General features: G+C 35.2%; 15 protein-coding genes. 6 read left to right on the plus strand and 9 right to left on the minus strand.

All coding sequences use genetic code 11. The features are described from left to right. Window positions 1-4 precede the first annotated feature (4 nt). The 3 genes from MSVAZ_RS04460 to MSVAZ_RS04470 all read left to right on the plus strand — a co-directional run bounded on the left by MSVAZ_RS04460 (window position 5) and on the right by MSVAZ_RS04470 (window position 5,398). Window positions 5-1,147 carry a glycosyltransferase family 4 protein gene (locus tag MSVAZ_RS04460; protein ID WP_084626068.1) on the plus strand — a complete coding sequence of 381 codons (1,143 nt, stop codon included), beginning with the start codon at window positions 5-7 and terminating at the stop codon, window positions 1,145-1,147. Between the two features lie 1,086 nt (window positions 1,148-2,233). Next, window positions 2,234-4,021 (plus strand): hypothetical protein, encoded by a 1,788-nt coding sequence (locus tag MSVAZ_RS04465; RefSeq protein WP_048118555.1) that lies wholly within the window; start codon window positions 2,234-2,236, stop codon window positions 4,019-4,021. 240 nt (window positions 4,022-4,261) lie between these two features. Continuing rightward, the gene (locus MSVAZ_RS04470) at window positions 4,262-5,398 is read left to right on the plus strand and encodes a glycosyltransferase family protein (protein ID WP_157206015.1); all 1,137 of its coding nucleotides are present in this window, start codon (window positions 4,262-4,264) and stop codon (window positions 5,396-5,398) included. A 50-nt stretch (window positions 5,399-5,448) separates the two neighbouring features. Here the strand turns inward: MSVAZ_RS04470 and MSVAZ_RS04475 are convergent, their stop codons facing one another. The 7 genes from MSVAZ_RS04475 to MSVAZ_RS04505 form a co-directional block, all read right to left on the minus strand. Continuing rightward, window positions 5,449-6,777 (minus strand): oligosaccharide flippase family protein, encoded by a 1,329-nt coding sequence (locus tag MSVAZ_RS04475; protein WP_157206016.1) that lies wholly within the window; start codon window positions 6,775-6,777, stop codon window positions 5,449-5,451. A gap of 13 nt (window positions 6,778-6,790) precedes the next feature. Next, window positions 6,791-7,339 (minus strand): serine O-acetyltransferase, encoded by a 549-nt coding sequence (locus MSVAZ_RS21495; protein ID WP_052725336.1) that lies wholly within the window; start codon window positions 7,337-7,339, stop codon window positions 6,791-6,793. Further along, complete coding sequence (murB, locus tag MSVAZ_RS04485; protein WP_048118564.1) at window positions 7,326-8,288, minus strand: UDP-N-acetylmuramate dehydrogenase; 963 nt, start codon at window positions 8,286-8,288, stop codon at window positions 7,326-7,328. Before murB ends, MSVAZ_RS21495 begins: the two co-directional genes overlap by 14 nt. Next, entirely contained in the window at window positions 8,281-9,543 is a 1,263-nt protein-coding gene (locus tag MSVAZ_RS04490) for a UDP-N-acetylglucosamine 1-carboxyvinyltransferase (protein ID WP_231592433.1), read from the minus strand. Before MSVAZ_RS04490 ends, murB begins: the two co-directional genes overlap by 8 nt. A gap of 47 nt (window positions 9,544-9,590) precedes the next feature. Beyond that, the gene (locus MSVAZ_RS04495) at window positions 9,591-10,526 is read right to left on the minus strand and encodes an SDR family oxidoreductase (RefSeq protein ID WP_048118570.1); all 936 of its coding nucleotides are present in this window, start codon (window positions 10,524-10,526) and stop codon (window positions 9,591-9,593) included. 67 nt (window positions 10,527-10,593) lie between these two features. Further along, window positions 10,594-11,526, minus strand: a complete 933-nt coding sequence (locus tag MSVAZ_RS04500) for an SDR family oxidoreductase (RefSeq protein ID WP_048118572.1) — start codon at window positions 11,524-11,526, stop codon at window positions 10,594-10,596. A gap of 32 nt (window positions 11,527-11,558) precedes the next feature. After that, window positions 11,559-13,298, minus strand: coding sequence for a nucleotide sugar dehydrogenase (locus tag MSVAZ_RS04505; RefSeq protein ID WP_084626069.1), 1,740 nt, complete (start codon window positions 13,296-13,298; stop codon window positions 11,559-11,561). A 1,525-nt stretch (window positions 13,299-14,823) separates the two neighbouring features. Between MSVAZ_RS04505 and MSVAZ_RS21760 the strand changes: the two genes are divergently transcribed. The 3 genes from MSVAZ_RS21760 to MSVAZ_RS18705 all read left to right on the plus strand — a co-directional run bounded on the left by MSVAZ_RS21760 (window position 14,824) and on the right by MSVAZ_RS18705 (window position 17,640). Further along, window positions 14,824-15,861, plus strand: a complete 1,038-nt coding sequence (locus MSVAZ_RS21760; RefSeq protein ID WP_048118576.1) for an acyltransferase family protein — start codon at window positions 14,824-14,826, stop codon at window positions 15,859-15,861. Window positions 15,862-16,064: 203 nt separating this feature from the next. Continuing rightward, window positions 16,065-16,754 carry a GyrI-like domain-containing protein gene (locus tag MSVAZ_RS04515; RefSeq protein ID WP_232316215.1) on the plus strand — a complete coding sequence of 230 codons (690 nt, stop codon included), beginning with the start codon at window positions 16,065-16,067 and terminating at the stop codon, window positions 16,752-16,754. A 325-nt stretch (window positions 16,755-17,079) separates the two neighbouring features. Then, complete coding sequence (locus tag MSVAZ_RS18705; RefSeq protein WP_052727879.1) at window positions 17,080-17,640, plus strand: hypothetical protein; 561 nt, start codon at window positions 17,080-17,082, stop codon at window positions 17,638-17,640. A 175-nt stretch (window positions 17,641-17,815) separates the two neighbouring features. Here MSVAZ_RS18705 and MSVAZ_RS04525 read toward each other — a convergent pair whose 3' ends face one another. After that, the gene (locus MSVAZ_RS04525; protein ID WP_048118579.1) at window positions 17,816-21,670 is read right to left on the minus strand and encodes an AAA family ATPase; all 3,855 of its coding nucleotides are present in this window, start codon (window positions 21,668-21,670) and stop codon (window positions 17,816-17,818) included. After that, a complete protein-coding gene (locus tag MSVAZ_RS04530) occupies window positions 21,660-22,973 on the minus strand; it encodes a metallophosphoesterase family protein (protein ID WP_232316216.1) in 1,314 nt (437 codons plus the stop codon). The genes MSVAZ_RS04525 and MSVAZ_RS04530 overlap by 11 nt, the downstream gene beginning before the upstream one ends. Between the last annotated feature and the right edge of the window lie 162 nt (window positions 22,974-23,135).

Consider the following 23,135-nt stretch of genomic DNA (forward strand, 5'->3'; position numbering starts at 1 on the left):
GACAATGCTAATAGACGAAGGAGCATATATGGTTATCAAAAGAAAAAGTATTTGCGTAATCACTTTTCCACCCATGAAAGCAGGGCTTACTCCATTATCTAATCTTATTGATATTTTAACTTCTTCTTTTAAAGAAATACATCTTATTACTGGAAATGATGGTTATAATTATTTTACGAATAATAAATATATTCATTTGTATGGTATATTTCATTCCCAGGGTACTGGCAAAATTAATAGGATTAAAAATTATATCTTTACTCAGTTGAAAATAGCTCATGTACTTCTCAATATAATTGGCAAAATAGATGTATGCATCTTTTTTTTGGGAGGGGAAACGCTGACTTTGCCATTAATACCCGCAAAGCTATTTAATAAAAAAACAGTTATTATACTTTCGGGCTATTCGATAAAATACGAAAAAAATACTCTATCGAAAATAGTTGCAAAATTATGTACTATAAACTTAAATCTTGCCGATAAAATAATTTTATATTCCCCACGTCTTATTGATGAATGGAACTTAAAAAAGTATTCTCATAAAATTTTGATAGCTCCTCGACACTTTTTGAATTTTTCCAATTTTAAATTAAATACTGAGTTTACTCAAAGAAATGATTTAATCGGGTATGTGGGTCGTTTGTCTGAAGAAAAAGGCATTCTAAATTTTGTAAAGTCAATTCCTCTTCTTTTAAAGCAAAAGCCATTTCTGAATATTTTGATAATAGGTGATGGAGATTTGAAAAATAATGTTAAAAATTATCTTTCCAATAATAGTCTTGAAAACAATGTAAAACTTGTCGGATGGAGTTCGAATGAAGACCTCCCTAAATATCTAAATTTATTAAAGTTATTAGTCATACCTTCGTACACAGAAGGTTTGCCTAATGTCATGTTAGAAGCAATGGCTTGTGGCACACCTGTACTTGCAACAAAAGTAGGGGCAATACCTGACATAATTAAAGACGAAGAAACCGGTTTTTTAATGGAAAATAATTCTCCAGAGTGTATCGCAGAAAATATTATTCGTGCTTTGGAGTTTCCAAATCTTGGAAACATTGCGACTAAATCCGAAAAGTTAGTAGAAAATAATTTTACTTATGAAAAAGCAGTCGAAAGATACTCAATAATATTCAATAAGATTTGAAAAAAAGATCAGAGCCTATCTCGAAACTCAAAATCTGATGTTTTATATCATGGATTTGGAATAGTCAATCGAATACTTAATCATGGAAAATGATCCTGAAAACTCCTGATAATTGGAATAGAATAAGTTTGGAATTAGTTTTACATGTATATAAGTATAACTTTAGTTGACATTACCAACAGTTTTAAATCTCATCATAGCCGTAATAGCACGGAAATTTATATTGGTGACTTATATACTCTGATTCCTTATACATATATAAACTACTCAAATATTATATTTTATAATTAAATATTTTGCAGCATTAATTTTGCTATTAAAACAAAATGTCATTATGGCATAAAAGTCAACTGTAGTTAGTAGAAATCATTACATCTTCAGGGAGTGACTAGTATCTTGAAAATTTAGTTATTGGTCACATGTTAACTCTGAATCGCTATCTGTTGATGAAAAGCTATCAAAGATTTGCTCAATAACTAAGTTGCCATGATACTAGTATCATGGCAACTTAGTTATGATACTTCAATACATAGACAATACTTCATCTGTAGTCCCGTTCTTAATTATAATGATCCATAACTAAATTGCTTAGACACTAGTGTCAAGAAAATTTAGTTATTGGTCATTTAATGCTCATAATCATTGTGTGTTGACAAGAAGCTATTAAATATTATGCTCTATAATTAAGTTGCCATGACACTAGTGTCACGTCAACAGCAAAATGTTGTATAATATCAATTACAACTATGCAGAATCATTCAATCCTTATGAATTTACGCGACACTATATATTAGTTTAATATGTCCTGCTAATTGATATTATTATCTTACAAAAATTCATTGTTTCAGCATAGTATCTTCCAAAAAATAAAAAATTTTGAAAGTCAACAAATAAAGAAGATAAGAATTTGAACCGTATTGAGAAAGAATAAAGCACACGGACCACTACATTAAAATATGTGATTTTAACATATGTGATTTATCAAATCAGGCTATATAAAAAGAAATATTATAAATAAAGTTACTAAAAGGAACATAAACGAATGAACGAAAAATAAAATATTACGGATTTCAGTGTGGTTGTCAGATGTTTTCCAAAAATGATCATTTTAGTATTTCTAGATTTAATAAAATAATGTCAATATTTGGATTCATGTTAATACTTTCGACATTATCTATTATTATTCATAACTCTTCTGCAAATGTCTATAACTTTTCAATATATGAATCATATCCAGAATACTTTTGGGCACTTATTATTATAGCTCTCTTTATAGGTCAGATTATACTACTGAACAGTGCATTTTCTAAATCTAAAACTAATTCCTGGATAGCTGGATTTCTAATTATTATTATCTCAGACTTAATTTTGTTACTTATGCCAATTATAAAAGGTTATTTTGTAAATGGTAGGTATGATGCTTTAACTCATATTGGTTATATGGTTGATATCGGGAAATATCATAATATTGGTTCGAACCCCTATCCCATACTTCATATATGGGGTTTTGTACTAAATTATATGTCCGGTCTGAGTTATAATGATATATCTATGTTAATACCTGCTTTTCTTTCATTATTCTATATTTTTTCATGGTATTTATTAGGGAGATTAGTATTCAAAAAGAATAATATGATATTATTTATGTTATCCATGTCTTCAATATTATTATTTGGTAGTAAAAATAGCATGCTTAGTCCAAACGGAGAAACACTTCTTTTTGTTCCTTTTTTTCTTTACATTTTTTTCAAATCAAGAGTAGCCAAGAAACCTATACCCTACGAAATTTTATTAATATTAATTAGTTTTTTTGTTGTGTTTTCTCATCCATTAATATCAATTTTACTTATAATGACTCTTATAATCTCAGATTACCCAATTTTCACTACCGTTAAATGGAGGAAATCAAATTATATTGTTTTAATAATCTTATGTTGTTTTTTAATGTGGTCTTCTTATATTCCTATTTTGACTAACAATATAAAACTAATATTAGATAATATGATTTTATATGATGGAACTGGTTCCGAATTAGGAAGATATTCTAATTCTCTCAATTCTATTCATATTCCATTTTTATATATAGTTATAATAGGTTTGAGACTTTATGGTTTAGAGGTTTTGTTAGGTGTTCTTTCACTTATTTGCATATCCTTAGTATTTATATTTTGGAAAAAATATCATGTAGAAGTAGACTACTACCATAAATTTTCAATAGTAGGCTGGCTATTTTTTGTACTTCTTTCATTGTTAATCTTAATTTTTGCTGATTCATTTGGTTTTATAAGAATTTACCAATATTCTATACTTTTTTCTATTATGCTTATTCCCTTATCAATAAATATGTTATTAGAAAGAACTGAAGTAAAAGAAAAAAAACATCATTTTAAATTGTTGCCGCTATTGTCTCTTTTTTTACTACTAATTACATATTTTTCAACATATAATTTGTTTTTCGCTCCAATTAACTTAAATATAGACCAACAAACTCCAGAAAGCGAATTTTCTGGAATGGAGGTATTTTATCACGTAAAAAATAATTCACAACCTACCTTAGAACTTGGAATTACAAATTTTAGAGTTTATGACGCAGTTTATGGTGTGGCAGAAGGCAAAAAAGAAAAGATACGCTATACGAATCCCGTTATCGAGCACTTTGACTACACAAGTAACTCTTCGATAAACAGTTATTATAATGAAACATCATACCTTTTAATTAGCGATGTAGGTAGATATCAAAAACAAAAACTGTTTCCAGATCTTAAAAGCGAATGGGATTTTACTCCTAAGGATTTTAATAAATTAAACAATGATGCAGGAGTTACTAAATTTTACTCCAATAAATTCTTGGAAATGTATATAATTAACCATTAATAATATATTAATTTCAATATACTTTGTATATATCGGAATGTATTCAGGACTTACGCACTTGAAGAACAAAATCAATTACGTCAAAGACTGTGGATTAAAGTAAAGTTTTAAACAGTTGGCGGTCTAATGCTGTTGATTCTTCAGTTCAACTGCGTAAGTCCTAATATTGTTAAAAATGTTTTAATATCGTATATATATTAATGAGGGCTTTCCATTAAAATATTGTATCTAATCTCGGCAATGGCATATAATTCCGGAAAAGGTGGCCATTATTATAGTTTAAGAACAACTTCTGAAGCAATTAGTATGAAGTTTGACTGTACAATAGTTGTTATTGGAACTAAAGAATCCCCAGTGATAAATCAGTCTAAACTAAAAGTATATAACTTAGTATACAAAAACCTAGGTTTTTTTCAAGTAATGAAAGACCTGAAAAAAGTTGTTGATCTTGAGTGTCCTGATGTTATTCACAGTTTTGATGAGGATGCTTTCTTTTTTGGAAGTTTACTTAGTTTTGTTTACAAAAAACCATATATACATACGAAATGTGGGGGTGCCAATCCAAGAATAGCTCTCCCAAAAGTTAATAATTTAATACTATACTCCCAGGAAAATTTTAAATATTATCAGTCTTCAAGAAGATTTAAAAAAGCAAACATTCAGTACATTCCAAATAGAGTAGGGACAATTAATCAAAATTTTTATAAAATAAATAATCTCAAGTCTTCAATAGGCAGTGATAGCTCAAAAATCTTTTTGATAATCTCAAGGATCGATGAATCTAAAAAAAATGACATATTACAGACAATAAACCTTGTAAAAAGATTAAATATTGAGGGCGTAAAAGCTAAATTGATAATTGTCGGAGTTATTCAGGATGAAAAAACTGGTGAAGAAATTAAAACCACTGTCGATAGCAACATATATCTATTTACAGATGATGAATATGCAATCAATGCCAGTCAATTAATTGATGTTGCAGATTTTGTTGTGGGGGGAGGAAGAAGTTTTATGGAAGCTGCATCAAGAGGTAAGATAATGTTATGTCCCTTAAAGAATTCAAAGTATCCTTTACTAATTACCGAAAAAAATTTTGACAAAGCATTTAATCAGAATTTTTCAAGTAGGATAACTATTGACGACTTTGATCCAGATGAAAATTATCAACAAATATCTCAGGCATTAATAGATGAAAAGTATGCAAATGAAATTACAATATTTATAAAATCGGCTTCGAACAAGTACTTTGAGATTGACAGTCAACTCACGAAATACTACGAGATTTATAGTAAAATAAAATACAAGCCTTGTTTCAATATCTTTGATCTGACGGCCCAGTTTTTTAGACTGAAGGTATGTAATAAATTAACGTTTTAATATATATCGACCCGTGCTCTGTAGCTTTTAAACATGAAAGCAGAGAAACTTTAGTTCGATTTTGATGATACATTTTTTCCCTTAATAATTTTCAAAATTACATTTAACAGAAAATCAAAATCATTTTTATTACAAATAAATAACTCTCTTAAACTCAACTGAGTAATTCGTAGATAATAATATAAAATTGATATCGATGCAAGCGTATAACTAACGGTTGAAGCAAAAGCAGCACCACAACCTCCAAAATCTGGTATTAAAATTATATTAAGCACTATATTGATCAAAACGGCTGGTAAAAACAATTTTATAGTAATATCAGGTTTCCCTCTACCAGCCAGATCCATGTTAATAATTTTAAAAAAACTCATCATAACTATTCCAGGTAATAGTATTTTTAGCATTTTGATACTTGGAATATATTCTTCTCCATACAAAAAAGGAATTATATACCCACTTGCAAAATACAAAAATACTGATCCGAAAAGGACAACAGGGAAAATAATCCTTACCATTTTTGCAATATCTTGAGAGAATTTATTTGAATCCTTTGCGTTTGCACTATACGCAAAAATAACTAGCCCAAATGCAGCTGGTAGCTGCCATAATAATTCAGCAAAACCAACTCCTATTGTATATTGACCTATTTCTGCAACATTACTCAAGTGTTCAAGTATGATTATGTCCACTCTATAATTTAGATTCAAGATAAACAATGACAGAGCATATACAGATCCTATAGAAACCATCTTTTTAATTATTTCAGATTTACAGCATATCTTCAAAGAATATTGACTCTTAATAGACAAGACTGCATATATAGCAAGCCCCATTTTGGCAATCAGTGTGGCTAAAACTGCGCCTAATATATATAATTTTATAACAAATACAAAAAAGATAATGAGTACAAAATTAATTATAGGTACTAAATACGTTATTTTATTGAATTTATTTATTTTTTGTTTGCCGATTAAAATTCCAGTAAAGTAATTTATAGTCAGATCTGCAGGAACTGTAAGCGAAGCAAGTAATATTAACATCAGGTTATAATCTGGATTTTTAGTGTACGCAATTATTGCAACTGAAGTTAAAACTCCAATTATGCTCGATGAAATAAGTAATAATAATGTTACACCTACAATGTCTGACTCTGAATACTTTTTCCTACCAAGATAATAAACAGTTGCCTGACGCATTCCCATACTTAAAAGGCTAATCAAAATTGTAGGATAAACTAAAAGAGCCGTGAAGGCTCCTCTTCCCGCAGGTCCAAGCCATCTCGCAAGTAGTACTCCTGATACGAAACCTATAATCAATGTTAACATCTGAGTGCCAAAAACAGATATACCATCTTTTGCCAAACTGTAGTTCTTTACCATTTTATACCCTACGTTATTCAATTTTTTTTGCAGGAATTCCTACGGCGGTTGTGTTTTTAGGTACATCAGTCAGTACAACTGAATTTGCACCAATTACAGCATTTTCATGAACAGTTATTCCACCTATAACTTTTGCCCCAGAATAAATTATTGCTCCTTGTTTTATTGTGGGGTAGGACTTTGGTTCGCCTTTATGCCCATGGCTTCCAAATGTAGTTTGTTGAAAAATTGTAACTTCATCTTCAATAATTACTCCCGCTCCAATTATTACGCCTGAAGGATGAGTAAATTTTATTCTATTACCTAACTTAGCTCTATAATCTATTTCATTGCCGCCAAGAATATATTGTCTATATTTAATAAGAGGAAGAGCTCTCCTGGCCATTTTTGATTTTAGATAACAATATCTAGAAATACGATACCAAAATATCAGTTTAAAAGAAATATTCAAAGAAAAGATCACAACCTTACCCAATAAATTTTTGCCACCGTAGAAAATTAAATCTTGATTTATATCTTTCAAGCAGGTCTTTAAACTGTATTCAGGTTCATCTTTTTTCAATTATTCCAACCTCATGCAACGATCTGAGACTTCCCAGCTCTCCTAAATACTTTACTTCGCTTTCTAAACAAATTCCATAACGTTGATATACAATTTTTCGAATATATTGGGCAATAGAAATCACATCTTTAGCTGTAGCATTCCCCAAGTTTACTATAAAATTGGCATGCTTTTCCGAAATTTGAGCACCACCTATTTGATAACCTTTTAAACCTGCTTCTTCAATTAACTTTCCAGGAGGTGCAACAGTGTCGTTCATAACAGGATTACTTAAAAAAACAGATCCACAATTTGGATAATTAAGTGGAAATTTGTTCTTACGTTTATTTAGTATATTTCTCATTTCGGACTTTATTCGTTCTTTTTCTCCAATTTCACATTCTAACTCAATTTTACAAATTATATAACCAGAATCCTGAAATACTGATTTTCTGTAAGAAAAATCACATTCTTTTTGAGAAAAAGATATCAAATTATAATTCCTGTCAATAACCCATATTTTTTTGACAATATCTCCTATGCATTTTCCACCGCTTCCCCCGTTCATAAAAATAAGTCCGCCAAGAGTGCCTGGAATTCCAATAGCATGTTCAAGACCTGATAAACCATTATCTGATAATATTTTTGCAAATTTTGGAGTCCAGATACCTGCTTCTGCGCAAACCTTTTCACCTTTAATAGTATACCTGGAAAAATTATTTCCCAACTTTACAATGATTCCACGAAAACCTTCATCAGAAAAAAGTAAATTTGTTCCATTTCCTATAATGGCTGTGGGAATTTTCATTAAATCAGCGTATTGTATAATTTCGATTATCTGTTCGATATTATATGGTTCAATTAAAACGTCTGCAGGACCGCCAATACGCCAGCTACTATGTTTTGAAAGAGGCTCTTTTAAATAAATATCTCCTACATTTTTATTAATCAAATCATTTATTTTATCCATATCTCACATTTCCCCCCAATGAAATTAATTTTTCCATAAAATTGTCGTATCCTCTTTCAATCTGCCAGGCATCTGAGATCCGGGTCTCGCCTTTTGCCACCAGGCCAGCTAACGTTAATGAGATACCAGCTCGGAGATCAAGAGCTCTTACTTGAGCACCATTAAGGGGATTCCCACCGATGATTTCCAGTATATTACCATTGATATTATATTGCAAGCCCATTTTGGCCAGTTCACTTGCATAACAATATCTACCAGGAAAACGCAGGTCAATAATTTTGGAACTACCTTTTGCACAGGCGCCATAAACGGCAAATAAAGGTTGCATATCTGAATTAATTCCCGGGTAAGGGCCGGTACTAATCTCTATTGGATAGGGGGTCCCTCCTCTGACGATCAGGCTATTTTCACCAATATAGTACTTTGCTCCACTTTCACGAAGATGTATTAATGGAACTTCAAGATCTCGGAAAGGAAAATTGATAATTTCAATATCTCCACCTGTAATTACTGTAGCAATTAACCAGGTAATCGCTTCCATATTATCAGGAATTACAGAATATTTAACCCCATATAATTTTTCTACCCCTGTAATTTCTATATGTTCCTGTCCAAATACCTGGATTTTTGCACCCATCTTATTAAGAAAATTAATTAAATCTAAAATTTCAGGACGAATATGAGGGTTCCAAACTCTAGTTATACCTTCAGCCAAACATCCACATATTATTGAATTTTCAGTAGCACCTGTCGAACGAATAGGTAAGAATATATCGGTGCCTTTTAGCCCATCTTCTGCTTTGGCACAAAGCATATCATTTTCAACCCAAACTTTTGCCCCCATGTTCCTGAGAATCATTTCGTGCAAATCAAATTTTCTCTCTCCGAGATCACACCCTCCGGGAAGGGGGACTTTCGCTTCGCCTATACGGCTAACTAAAGCACCTAATACAAGTAGGGTGTTACGAATTGAACGTTTTTTCCAGTTAAGAACTGATAAGGGAGTTTCTTTCTCAGAAATGATTATTTTGTCTTCACTTATATCACAGTTTTTCCCAAGAACTTCTAGCATACCAACGTGAATTTGAGCATCAAGTAACTTAGCAGGATAATTTGTAAGTTCTATTTTTTCCTTTGTTAGCAATGATGCTGCAAGGAGCCTTAAAGCGCTATTTTTTGCTCCACTTATTTTTACTTTCCCTTGAAGTTTAGATGGTTGAATAATATATTCACATGTTGGCACATTCATTTTCATCACTTTCTTATTTAATGACCTTTTAAATCTGTTGTAGATTATTTAAATCAATTCTCATTTATGAACCACTTTGAATACATCTCAAGCCCTTCATCTATTTTGATTTTTGGTTTCCATCCGATCTCGTTCCATGCTTTTTGATAACTTGCAAGGGTATGGTCTGCATCACCTTTTACAGGAGATGTGTAGACAACTTCCGATTTGCTATTATTTATTTTTATGATTTTTTGTGCAAGTTCATTAATGCTGATAGAATGCCCACCACCAATGTTATACACACCTTCTCCTTTTTTCATAAAGATCAAATTTGCCTCAATTATATCATCAATATAAGTGAAATCCCTTGTTTTTTCACCATTTCCAAATATAGTTATAGTTTCATTATTCAAAGCTGATCTTGTAAATATGCTGATTGCAAGATCTGGTCTCATTCGTGGTCCGTAAACAGTAAAATATCTTAAAGATACACTTTTTAAACCATAAAGCTCGTCGAAAACCCGGCAATAGTGTTCTGCTAACAGTTTCGAAACTCCATAGGGAGATAAAGGTTGATTTGGATGTTCTTCATCGAAAGGGAGATATTTTACCTTTCCATATACAGAAGAAGAAGAAGCATTTATGATCTTTTTTACATTAGAGTCCATGGCCGCTTTAAGGAGATTCAAGGTTCCAGTGGCATTTACGTCGTGAGATTTCATGGGATCAGTAACCGAGGTCCTAACTCCCGCTTGAGCAGCCTCATGAAAAACATAATCTACTTCATCTAATATGCTTTTCAACAAATGTTCATCTCTTATATCTCCTTCAACGAGTTCAAAATTCTTATTTTCCATGAAAAAATGTATGTTTTTTCTTTTTATTGAAGGATCATAGTAGCTATCAAAATTGTCCAGACAGATAACCTCATTCCCCAATTTTAATAAACGGTCAATAATATGAGAGCCTATAAATCCTGCTCCACCAGTTACCAATATTTTTTCCATTTATACTCTCCCTTGCACATTTCAAAATCCAAAAATTTCCGTTTATGTTTTTATTTTTTTAAGTTTATTACTGGACATTTTTAAACCACTCTACTGTTGCAATTAATTCTTTTTTAAATTCATTTTTCGGATTATACCCGAATTCTTTAGCTTTTGATATATCTGCCAGAGAATGTTTGATATCTCCAGGTCTTGGTTCTGCATGTATTGATTTTATTTCCTTTCCCAGTATTTCATTAATGTAATCGGCTAGTTGATTAATTGTAATTCTTCTACCACATGCTATATTGAAAATTCCAGTTTTCTTAGACTCACAGGAAAGAATATTCGCATCAACAACGTTTTTGACAAAAGTGAAATCTCTGCTTTGTTCTCCGTCTCCGTATATCACGGGACTCTCATCGTTTAAAATTGAAGTTATGAAGTTTGGGATTACAGCTGCATATTGAGAATTTGGGTCCTGACGTGGGCCAAAAACGTTGAAATATCTTAAGCTGACTGTTGGAAGGCCATAAAGGTCTTGAAAAACCCTGCAGTACATTTCTCCGGTTGCTTTTGTAATTGCATATGGAGACATCGGGTTTATTGGCATATCCTCTCTTTTTGGGAGAGTTGGAGTGTCACCATATACCGAAGAGGACGACGAAAATATTACTTTCTTAATTCCAGCGTCTTTTGCAGCTATCAGAACATTCAGTGTTCCTGTGACATTCGAGTTATTTGAACTAAAAGGATCTTTCACGCTTCTTGGAACACTGGGAATTGCTGCAAGATGGAAGACATAGTCCTTGTCTTTGAAAATTTCTGTTAAGTTCAAGTCTACTATACTACCTTTTATTACAGTTAAATTTTTGTGGTCGAGTAGATGTCTTATATTTTCAATCTTACCTGTAGATTCATTATCAATAATTGTTACTTCATTATCTTCAAGTAGTTTCTCAGCAAGATGGGAACCAATGAACCCCATTCCACCTGTGACTACTACATTTTTAGTTTTCAAATAATCCCCTCTGTAAAATTGTAATTGCAAAGTTATGAAAGCTGTTGCAGTTTTCTTTTCTGGACTTCTTTTTTGATTTGCTGAATATGGCCTCTTCCAAGGGCTTTAACTTCACAGCCAAGTTCGAAATATCTTTTGATATTCTCATCCGATAGTATTCCAAAACAGTCAATAACTGCAATAGGCCCGCCTGCCATCTCTACAATAGTTTCCGGCTCAAAATTAAGATATTCCTTGTGTGGAACTGCGAGGATCAGGGCCTCTATATCTTTAATTGCTGCTGGAAAATCACTTTCGATTTTTAACTCTGCCAGACCTTCCTGGTTTCTGAAGAAATGTTTCCAGGAATGACCAGATGCTGGATATGTATCCTGGTTTTCCATCTCGTACCAGTGATCTACGTATGGATCATGAACACGAATCTCAGCGCCCATTTCAGTCAGTTTTCTGACTACAATTTCACTTCCACTGTATCTTGTATCGCCAACATCCTGCCTGTAACTGGCCCCGCAGATAAGAACATCTGCTCCGGCTATATAGTGCCCCATATTCCGAAGTGCATCTCGAGTAAGTTCGGCTACGTGAAGAGCTCTTGTGTCGTTTACATCAATTGCTGTGGGGGTGATCTTGAAGACCTCATCTCCATCCTCAAAGCCCAGAATATGCTTATAAGCCCAGTAACCCAGACCTCCGTCTTTTGGAAGGCAATAGCCTCCAATCCCTGGGCCTGGGAAGATTATATTACTGTGAGTTGGGCGCATTTTGATTGCATTAATAACTTTTATGAGATCGACACCGTTTCTTTCTGAAAAAAGACTCCATTCATTAAGGAAAGCAAGTATTGTTGCACGGTAGGAGTTTTCAATGATTTTTGCGGTTTCAGACTCAATAGGTCTATCCATTATAGTCAGAGGGTAATCTTTAGTGTTTATTACTTCACTGAGAAACTTTTCAACCTTTTCTCTTGCTTCGTCAGTACAACCTGCACAGACTCTCCAGAAGTCACGTACACTTGCCACATAATCTCTTCCAGGCATTACACGTTCAAAACTGTGTGCAAGTAACGGGGTTGAATCAATTCCACGCTTCTGGAATGCTTTTTTCAGGAGAGGAAGTGCAACGAATTCGGTAGTCCCTGGAGCAACAGTTGTTTCTATTAGCACAAGACAATTGGGGCAGATGTTTTCTCCAATTATTTTCATGGAAGCTTCAAGTGCTGCCATATCGGCTTCACCGGTCCTGACATTTCCAAGTTCACACTTTACATAATCGCACTGGATATCTACCACAACAACATCGGCAAGTTTTAGACATTCGTTTGTGTATGTAGCTACAAGCGTTTTTGTTTCAAGAACACAGCGTTTTATAATCTCATCTACTTCTTTATCTTCTGATTTAACAGGAGATTGTCCTCTGTTTAGCAGTGGTATTTTCCAGTAACTGCGAGTACTTGGTCTCTGACAACCGATTACAAATTTACTATAATTCCCGTTTTCGTCTTTCGTATCTGCAATAATAGCAGCCATTACAGCTCCAACAAACCCGACACCCATCACAACGACAATCTCTTTCCCTTCTTTACGAGCTTTGTCCACAAGACCTTTAACTCTTTTAAATTCTTCTTTGTATTCTTCAGGTTCAGGTATTGAAAATTGTTCTCCTTCCGGACTAACTGAATAATTTATAATGTTAGAAGTAAGGTCAACGGACCCACTCTTTTCACCCTGAAAGCTTTCCTGAACAGCCGAATAATTGTTTATTTGAGAAGACATCACTCATCTCTCCAAAAATTTTCAATAAAGTTAATTATTTTCTAATCAAGTTCTGTATTTTATCTGGCCTTGTGCCAAGAATAATTACAAGCTTCATATTTTTACCTTGTCTGTGCCGGAAAATCTCATTATCTCAACTAATTTTTATCGAAAAACACTTCATAGTTATTTAACTTCTTTGATTGACATTTATGCCATATCCCTTTGAGATATTTAGGATTTCTTTCTCTTGATTTATATTCTGCTTTGTTTTTATATAAATTATTTTTATGAACTCTTTTGCAATATAATTTTTAAATAAATCCTGTTATACATAAAAAAACTTTCCTAAATTGTACTAATATCAATGCTTTAAAGGTAAAATAAGAGTTATTAATGTAGAACTGTCTACCTTTGAACTTGAGTCTTCCCATAAACGGTTTAATATTTAGGAATTTTTTATAATTATGGGAGACCTGAAATATATCCTATTGACCATAATAATTCTCTTGAAAAATTTAACTGGCCCACAGAGAGACTGAAAAATAAAACAAATCCAACAAAAGTTATACTTTGTCCGAACTAGTCACAATTGCCAAAACAGTTCTTTTACCGATTATGAAGTATATAGAAAAGAGAACCTTTAAACTGACATTCCGACCATCTGCCAAATTGGAATAATAATCACTTGATGCTGGCCATTTTGCTAATGGATTACTACCATAATTATACTTTTGTGATTTGAAATTATACAAAAGTATCAAAGATCGAAATATGAATTTGAACGAAGAATTATTAAAAATAATTTAGCATGAACGTACGGAATAAAACTGGTTCTCCATACTCTTTTTTGATTTTCTGCTCCTTATCACATCTAAGCCTTGTATGGTAATTCATGGATTCGTTTAGCATGGTTTGAAAAACCAAAACTAGCGTCATGACAATTTAGTTATTGATTATATGTTAAATTTGAATCGCTATCTATTGATGTAAATCTATCAAAAATTATGCTCGATAATTAAGTTTCCATAACACTAGGACAACCTTACTACCTAATGTAATCATGCGATCGATAGTCAAAAAGGGTGAGGTGAAAAGTACTTTCATTTCTTTGTGCCTGTAATTTGAAGAATTTCATGTGTGTTTAATGAAATAATTATATATTTTCAAACTATACTACCGAAGAGTACAGATAAATGCAAATGTTCGTATCATAAAAAGACAGTGTTTCAAATTTGCTGTAAATTTCAAGTAAAGTTTTTGCGTACGATGAAGAAAATTAATCTCTTGATATGTAATTTTCTACACAATAACTTCTTGATATTTGTGATTTTACAGAAAAATTGGCACACTGCCTAAAAACCTATTCTAATTTCATAACACTTAGTATATTTATGCAAAAAGATTTAATTCTCACAAAAAACACACATGAAATCCTTCTAATCACAGGCATTAAAAATGAAAGTACTTGAAAGAACTTTCATGCTAGTATAATGAAATAAATGATAGCTACACAGAACTTATTACTAAAATTGGAGATTAGATTATGATCTCTCGGTCCTATTCAGAAATAAAAGACAAAATTACTTTAATTGATGGTATTAGTATTATTTTTATCGTACTCTTTCATGAGTTAGGCGGGATAAATCGGCCAGATTCTATATTTTTGTTAAAATATCTTGCCACATTTGGTCTAGTTTTGTTTACGTTTTCATCTGGACTTAAGATGGGGATAAATCATTCTTCAGAAATCAACGACAAATCATTTGTAAGTAAGTATTTTGTGAAGAGATTTACTCGGCTGTATAAAGCGTATATTGGGTATACACTGCTGGCATTTGTTCCTCTATATTGCATTAGTTATATCTCAATTAATTACCTTAACCTAAATTTTGAAGGTATTGCAAATTTTTGGAATAATTTAAACATAGACGGTTTATTTAAAACTCTGATTGGAAATAATATCGTTTCTTATCAATTATGGTATCTGATTGCACTAATTGTAATAACAACTATTTGTTTTACAATTATATACTATTTTCAGATTGATACTTTATTTTATTTAGGAATACCACTACTGGCATTTGACATTATGTATAAGGACACTTTAAAACTGTACCCTAGTATTTTGTTTAATATCATGATGTATATGCCAGCTTATATTTTTGGGATAGCCTATGGCTACAAGCAATTAGAACAAAATAAACTCTCTATTTCATATATTATTTCAATAGTTTTTGTCGCAATATTTACGGTCTCCATAATTTACCCACAATCGTTTGCATCTAAATATGCTATTTTATTATATGGAATAACATTTCCACCATTTATGATGTTATTTTCTAGACTACTACTAAGTTGCAAATATTTAAAAAAATCATTATTACTGTGTGGAAAATATTCATTCCAAATTTATTTATTTCATTGGCCGATTATTTTACCTGTGTTGAACAGATTTATTATTAGTATTCTCAATATCAATTATTTTTTCACTCCATATGGGGTAGCAATCCTTACAATAATTGTCTGTGTCTATGTGTACAAAGTATGTAAAATATTAAAATTAAATCAGATATTTGAGTAATAGAACCCAGGCAGTGTCTCAAATTTGCTGTAAATTTGAAGTCAAGTTTTTGAGTACTATGAACAAAATTGATTCTTCCGATTTGGAATTTTCTACCCAATAACTTATTTAGATTTCTGATTTTTCAGAAAAATTGACACACTGCCAATTTTAAATATGGAAGAGATTCACTGGAAGATATTGAGTCTCATAGGGGAGAAAATATGAAAAAATCTATCTATAATTACGTTGACCTGCCGAATCCAGGTAAAATGCCGAAAATAGATTTAAAAAAAGAGAATAAAGAACTTTACAATCCATCTGCAAAAGAAGTGTCAACTGTAGACGTTCCTGAAATGAGTTTTCTAATGATAGACGGCGAAGGCGACCCCAATACATCACAGGAATATCAGAACTCCATAGAAGCATTGTTTTCAGTATCTTATAAAATTAAATTTATCTCCAAAAAAGATAGCTCGCAGGATTATGTAGTAATGCCTCTTGAAGGACTCTGGTGGGCTGAAAATCTGGCAGATTTCAACATTCAAGATAAAAGTGGCTGGAAATGGACTGCAATGATAAGGCAGCCCGACTTCATCACGAAAGACATGATAAAAGAGGCCATACAGGAAGTAGAAAAAAAGAAAAAACTACCTGCGCTTTCCAGTATAAAATTTCAAAGCCTGCATGAAGGCTTATCAGCCCAGATAATGTACATTGGTCCATATTCACAGGAAGGCCAAACGGTAGAGAAATTACATAATTTTATTGAAGAAAAAGGATATGAGTTTAATGGCAGCCTGCCTGGTGAAAAACACCATGAGATATACATAAGTGATATGCGCAGAACAAAACCGGAAAAACTTAAAACTATCATAAGACAACCCATGAAAAGAAAAAAAGTAAAATACTGAACAGATAACAAAATTATATACAGATAACAAAATAACGAATAGATAACAAAATAATGAACAGATAACAAGAAATTAATAGAGATCGAAACTCATTGAGAACTGCTTAAGATACTTTTTTGTTTGGATTGTTCAGATTTGTGTTTTTCCTTATTTTTCAATAATTATTAAATTTCAGGAAAATTTATTCTATTATATTTATTTAGTTTCCAACTGTGTAATAGATACACATAAAGGAGCAAAATTTGTTTTTATCATAATATAATATCTGTTGAAGTTAAGTTATATACAAAATCTCAATAAGTTTTGACAATTTGAAGGAACTGAAATGTTGACTGAGGATGAAATCTTTGCCAACGAAAATTATATTCTGGATCTCTTAAATGAAGTGAAGAGAGAAGGGATCAAAGATTACATCCAGTACATTGAAAATTCCGATTTCTTTTCGGCACCTGCAAGTACAAAATATCATAGAGATTATCCTGGCGGACTTGCGGAACATAGCCTCAATTTATTAGAGCCACTGAAATTATCGAATTCCCGCCTTAAGAAAAAAGAGCAACTTCCTGAGGATTCTCTAACAATTATTGCTTTGTGTCACGACGTCTGTAAGGAAGGGTTATATGTTGGAGACTATGGAAATTATCGGGCGTTGCAAGGCCATCCTGCAAATAATAAACATTCAGGTCTTTCTATTGAAAAGATTAAGAAACACATAAAACTGACACGCATTGAGAGGGACATAATCCTGTATCATATGGGGCTGTTTTCATGCTATGAATATGGTATGGAATATACCCCAGAGGATTTGATGAGAGCTATAAAAAGACACCCTCTTATACAGATTTTTGCGGCCATTGATATGGAAGAAACCCATTGGCAAAGATAAAAATCAAGCTTTTTAAGACAAAAAACCAAGCTTTTTAAGACAAAAAATCAAGCTTTTTAAAACTAGTTTTTGAACTTTTTAATACAAGTCATATTTTAAGTTCAAAGCTCCTTTTCATAATAGAAAGGACGTACATTTAAATTCCTATCCGGCTCTTTTACGCTTTAACTCTCTTTTATACCGCATCAAGATCTACAGCCCTGATTTCAGGAAAACTTTCTACAAGCATCTGTACGGTTTCAGGATGGCAAGTGAAATAAAAAATCTGATTATCTGATGCAAGGTCCTTTATGGCTTCACATGTGCTTTTGCAGCGTTCAGGGTCAAAATTCACCAGCACGTCGTCAAAAACAATCGGGAGAGATTCCGAATGCCTGCCGAATTCCCTGATGAAACCAAAGCGCAGGGAGAGATAAAGCTGTTCAGCCGTTCCCCTACTGAGTTCCTGAATGCTCTTCTGGCGTCCGTTCCGGTCTTCAACATAGATTTCGGTAGAGTTGAGTGGGGAATAAATCCTCGTGTACCTGCCTCTGGTAATCTTTGAGAAAAAAGCCTGGGCTTCCACGATAACTGCAGGCTGCCTTTCCTTTTCATAGACTTTGACTGCTTTAGCAAGGATCTCACGGGCTAAGACTAGAGAAGCCCATTCCCTTGACTTTTCGTGAAGTTCTTCCAGCAGGCTTTCCTGCATTACTCTTGCAAGGGAACCTTCACTTCCTTGTTCGAGCTGTTCAATCTGATTTCGTATCGCTCCACGCCTGTCTATAGTATCCGAGGTCTCCTGTTCCAGTGCTTTCAGGCATTCTTCCAGACTGTGGTTTTCTTCTTTCAGGCCTGAAAGATCAGAATCTTGCAGTTCTTCTACGAAAACCCCGTAATCCTTTTCGCCTACGGAAACCCTCTGGATCTGCTGTTCAGCTTCTCTTTTTCTGTTTTCCAGTTCGGTCCGCTGAGCCCAGAGCCGGGCGTTTTCATAGAATTCTTCTCCGGTCTCTGCAGAACCGGAGTTCAGAAGAACTGCAAGCTCTTCAGCAGCTTCTTTATATTTATCCAGGGCTGCCTCAAGTTCAATTTTAAGTTCTTCAGATCTGGTTTTCAGTTGCTGCAGGTTTCTTGTCTCATCGGATGCCTTTTCAAGGTCTGAACGAAGTTTTTCAACCTGGGAGTCAAAAGAGATTCCGGAAAGTGAACGTCCACATACCTGCAATACTCCCGCTACCTTTGCTTCATAGGCTTCTATCGATGTTCTGCTGGAAGCTATCTGTTCTTCAAGTTTCCGGATTGCCCGCTGCTTGTCAAAGCACGTCCGAATTACCGAAAATATTTCAAGCACACTTTCTACTGAAAGTGAAGGGTCAAGCCCGTAAGTCCCAAGCCAGCCAGTCCACTTTTCTGCCAGTGCATCACGTGCCTTTGTCTCCTCAAGGAACCGGGTTTCCAGCTCTTCTTTTTTACGGTTAAGGCCTTCGGACTCAGCCTCAAGTTTTCTCACTCTTTCGGCCTGGTTAAATGCGAAACTCACGTCCTCCCTGAGCTTTGCGATTTCACTTTCAAGTGCAATTCCCGAAATAGGCTTTCTGCAAGCCTCCAGAATACTACAGGCTTTTTCTTCGTACTTTTTAACAGTGGCTTCTTTGAGCGTTACCTGCTTTTCCAGTTCGTTTATATTCTTTTGTTTTTCCAGGCAAGCCCTGATTGCAGAAAGGATCTCAATCACATGCTCAGGAGAGAACTCCGGGCTGAGCCCTGAAGAAGTAAGCCACCCTTTCCATTCCTGGAGAACTTCTTCCTGCTTTGCCTCTTGTGCCCGGATAGTATCTTTAAGTTCTATATAACTTGCATTTAACTTATCCAGCTTCTTCTGGAGCTTCTCCTCCCTCTGGCGCAGCTCCCAGGTAGTCTTCAACTCAACCACGACCCTCTGCAGCTCATCGGCTTTCTGTTCCCGTACTGAGGGGTCAGGAATGTCTTCAAAGCCACACTTTTTTGCACGGGTTTTCATGGATGCTTTCAGTGAATTAATCTCTCTGAACAGCTTTTCCTTTGAGTCCTTTACGTTCTGTTTTCGGGACTCAACGTCTTCCAGATGCTCTTCCCCTGCAAGGTGGACTGAGGACTTATTAGTAGCTTTTAAGAAGTATACCGCAGAAGTCGCGAAAAGGAGTAAAAATATGACAAGTCCGGAAAACATGGTGCCACTAATGCTTTCGTATACCAGGCCAATGCAGCCTGCAAGCAGAACCATTCCTGCAGGCCAGAGGGGTAGACCATCCTTATTTTCGGTTTCCCGAGGTCTTAAAGCTGCAAAAAGCATCTCTTCTTTTTCCAGGCTTTTGAGTTCGCCTTCTTTTTCCCTCAGGAGAGGGTGGGCCACCCTGAGATAACTTACAGCTTCAAGCTCCTGCTTCACCTCTTCAGGCCTGGGAAGAGTCGGGTATACCTCAAGTTTCTCTTTTAGGGCTTCGATTTCCTCACAGACGTCTTTAATTTCCCCAAGGGCAAGTTTGAGCCTGTCGCGGTATCTCTCAATTGTTTTTTCTGCTTCGTCCATTTCCCTTCGTTTTCGGAATACAGTTTCTTTTGAAGGGATTGAGTGCTCAAAAAGATCAAGGGCGTTTTCGTCCCATCCTTCCCCAAGCCCTGACAGATTTTCCCTGAGTTCTGCTTTTCTATCCTGAAGTTCCTGAGTTCCGGAAAGGAGAAACTCTTTATCAGACTGGTATTTTTCGATTCCGTTTCCAAGTTCGATAACCTGGTCTCTGTGTACGAGGAGGCTTTCTTCAAAAAGGTCGTTTTCCTGAAGGACTCTTTCAATGCTGTTAAGGACCTGCTGGAGTTCGTTTCTGGTCTCTTTTATTTTATCCTCAATTTCGTCTACTGACCTTCTCATCTGAATGACGGCTTCCTTTGCAGGAATAGAACGGTCAAAAAGCTCCAGAGCTTTCTCATCCCAGGCCGGACCAAGTTCCAGAAGAAGCTCAGAAAACCCGGCTTTTTCCTGCCTGAGGTTCATTTCCAGAGAAGGGAGCAGTTTTTCTTCAGACCTGTACTTCTCAATTCCGCTTCCCAGTTCCAGCACCGCATCTTTTTGCTTCAGAAGGCTTTCGTCAGGGGAAAGGCTTCGTTCTTTAACGGCATTTTTATCCAGGTCCTGCTGCAGCCTTGAAATGGTCTCCCTTATCTCTTCAATTCTTTCCTGGAGCCTCTTAAGCTTCTCTTCCCCTTTTTCGGGGAAACTCCCAAGCCCAGGTAAGCTTTCAAGTGCAGTTTTTGACTCACAGAGGATCTCCCAGTCTTCCCAGACGGAAAGCAGGTTTTGAATGTCGTTTAATTTTTCCCTTATATTCTGAGACTTTTCTTTTAGTTGGGCAATCTCCAGGGTTTTCTGTTCCAGTTCAAAATGAAGAGAATCGTATTTCTTCTGGGTTCCTTCAAGTTCGGTAATTTTTACTTCAGTTTTCCCTATTTCCCTGAACAGCTCATTTATAAGAGGTTTACTACCTCTAGGCCTATACAGGTTGGTTTCAATGCTGCTGATAGAGTTCATCAGTCCTGAAATCGAAACTCCAACTCCTGTGCCTGCACTGTAGAGTTTACTGTTGATGCTCTGGTCGTTCAGGGTCTCAAAACTCTGCAGTTCTTCAAGGCCAAAAGCATAGATATTTTCAAAGACATTTCTGTCTGCGTGGCCCAGCAGTTTAATAAGTTCAACTTTACCCCCTGTATTCCCATCTGGAAGCACAACCTTTACATCTTCTTTTCTGCCCGCATTTCTTTCGATGACCCATCGGTCTCCAATAGAATCGATGACTGCAAGCCTTCCCCCATGCTTTCCTCCTCCAAGTGGAGGATAGAGGTTGCAGAGCCTTGTGTTGGGAATACCGAAAAACATCCTCCGGATAAAAGTAAATAATGTCGATTTTCCTGCTTCGTTTGCTCCCGTAAAAATGACCAGGCCGGCGGGCAGGTCTTCCATCGACAAGCTGGAAAACTTGCCGAAACCATCAATATGGATGGCATTAATTTTCATTATCTTCCTCCGTGAGTAAAGCATCAAGCAGAATATTTTCAGCGCGCTGAAGCAGGTAGTTCATTTCTTCATCATCAATTCTGGCAATGTGCTTTCTCCCGTTTCTGGAATCAAAAAGAGGGGACAGGACTTCACGAAACTCATCCAGGGCTTTTTCATCGGTCTTCAAGCCCTCTACAATTTTTACCAGATCTCCCACAAAATCTTCCCTTTTCAGAAGAAGCTCTCTTTCTACGGGAAAGAGTGTATCATCCTCTATTCGGTCTACCCAGATGAACTGCCGGCCCCAGGTCTCGCCTTCCCTGAGCAAACGCAGGAGGTCTTCAAGAAATCCCTCCTGCCTGAGAATGTGATGCAGCGGTCCCCTCCCTTTAAGGGCAAAACTGCAAATCACAGACCTTCCTCCGGAATTTTCCCTTATGGCATCAAGCTGGCTTTGAAGGCTTTCTATTAGCTCCCCTTCTTTTTCCAGGCCTTCTATGGAAATTTCCCTAATATGCCAGCGCACAGAGTCGGTCTCTATGAATCTGGTAGAAATAGCTCCTCCTGAAGAAACATCCACAACAAAGCATCCACGGGCACCGTTTTCTCCGGGATGCCTGCCCTGCGGGTTTCCAGGATATATCACAACCGGAGCCTCTTTACAAACTATAGAAGGAGTATGAATGTGGCCAAGCGCCCAGTAGTCATAATTGAGCTCCCTGAGGTCCTGCAGAGTACAGGGTGCATAAGGTGCGTGCTCCGGGTTGCTTCCCACGCTGCAATGCAGCAGTCCTATAGTAAACGGCCAGTTACCTTCTTTTTTTGGAAAGTTTTTCACAAGATTTTTCATTATGTGCCGTGTTGGATAGCTCATCCCCACTATAACAGCAGCAGTTTCTCCTTCTTTTTTGAATTCCACAACTTCAGCCCTGTCCCCTTTCATGATATGTACGTTTTCGGGCCATGTAAGGCTTGCAGACCAGCCGTCAAGAGGATCGTGGTTCCCGTGGCATATAAAAACCTGAATTCCGGCGGTTTCGAGCTTCCTGAGCCCCTCTATAAACCTGACCTGAGCATAAAGACTCTTGTCGGCACTGTTATACACATCCCCCGCAATAAGCAAAAAGTCGACTTCTTCTTCCATACAGAGCTCTATAATTGCCTCATAAGCCTGAAAGGTAGCTTTCGCAAGCCTTTCCCCAAGTTCAGGATCAATTCCTGAAATTCCTGTAAATGGACTGTCAAGGTGTAAATCCGCAGCATGGACAAAACTCAAAGTCCCGGCTCTGCCAGAATTTGCCGACATTTTTGTTTTTTTCATTGGAGATACCACTAACATATTTATAATATTTATACCTCCAACTGTATATAAACCCAATTAAATATTCTGGTTTGAGGAGTTCTGGTTTGAGGGCTTTAGAAACGAATTTTAAAAATTAGTAGTAATTTTATAAGTGTTTCTTAAAAGTTAAAATCTTCAACT

This window comes from Methanosarcina vacuolata Z-761 (assembly GCF_000969905.1).
Lineage (GTDB): Archaea > Halobacteriota > Methanosarcinia > Methanosarcinales > Methanosarcinaceae > Methanosarcina > Methanosarcina vacuolata.

Bases quoted from the DNA above. Each gene is read 5' to 3' on its own strand.
- MSVAZ_RS04490 (WP_231592433.1), bottom strand. From the start codon at position 9,543: ATGAAAATGAATGTGCCAACATGTGAATATATTATTCAACCATCTAAA.
- MSVAZ_RS04475 (WP_157206016.1), bottom strand. From the start codon at position 6,777: ATGGTAAAGAACTACAGTTTGGCAAAAGATGGTATATCTGTTTTTGGC.
- MSVAZ_RS18705 (WP_052727879.1), top strand. From the start codon at position 17,080: ATGTTGACTGAGGATGAAATCTTTGCCAACGAAAATTATATTCTGGAT.
- MSVAZ_RS04525 (WP_048118579.1), bottom strand. From the start codon at position 21,670: ATGAAAATTAATGCCATCCATATTGATGGTTTCGGCAAGTTTTCCAGC.
- MSVAZ_RS04460 (WP_084626068.1), top strand. From the start codon at position 5: ATGCTAATAGACGAAGGAGCATATATGGTTATCAAAAGAAAAAGTATT.
- MSVAZ_RS04515 (WP_232316215.1), top strand. From the start codon at position 16,065: ATGAAAAAATCTATCTATAATTACGTTGACCTGCCGAATCCAGGTAAA.
- MSVAZ_RS04530 (WP_232316216.1), bottom strand. From the start codon at position 22,973: ATGAAAAAAACAAAAATGTCGGCAAATTCTGGCAGAGCCGGGACTTTG.
- murB (WP_048118564.1), bottom strand. From the start codon at position 8,288: ATGGATAAAATAAATGATTTGATTAATAAAAATGTAGGAGATATTTAT.
- MSVAZ_RS04470 (WP_157206015.1), top strand. From the start codon at position 4,262: ATGGCATATAATTCCGGAAAAGGTGGCCATTATTATAGTTTAAGAACA.
- MSVAZ_RS21760 (WP_048118576.1), top strand. From the start codon at position 14,824: ATGATCTCTCGGTCCTATTCAGAAATAAAAGACAAAATTACTTTAATT.
- MSVAZ_RS04495 (WP_048118570.1), bottom strand. From the start codon at position 10,526: ATGGAAAAAATATTGGTAACTGGTGGAGCAGGATTTATAGGCTCTCAT.
- MSVAZ_RS04505 (WP_084626069.1), bottom strand. From the start codon at position 13,298: ATGTCTTCTCAAATAAACAATTATTCGGCTGTTCAGGAAAGCTTTCAG.
- MSVAZ_RS04465 (WP_048118555.1), top strand. From the start codon at position 2,234: ATGTTTTCCAAAAATGATCATTTTAGTATTTCTAGATTTAATAAAATA.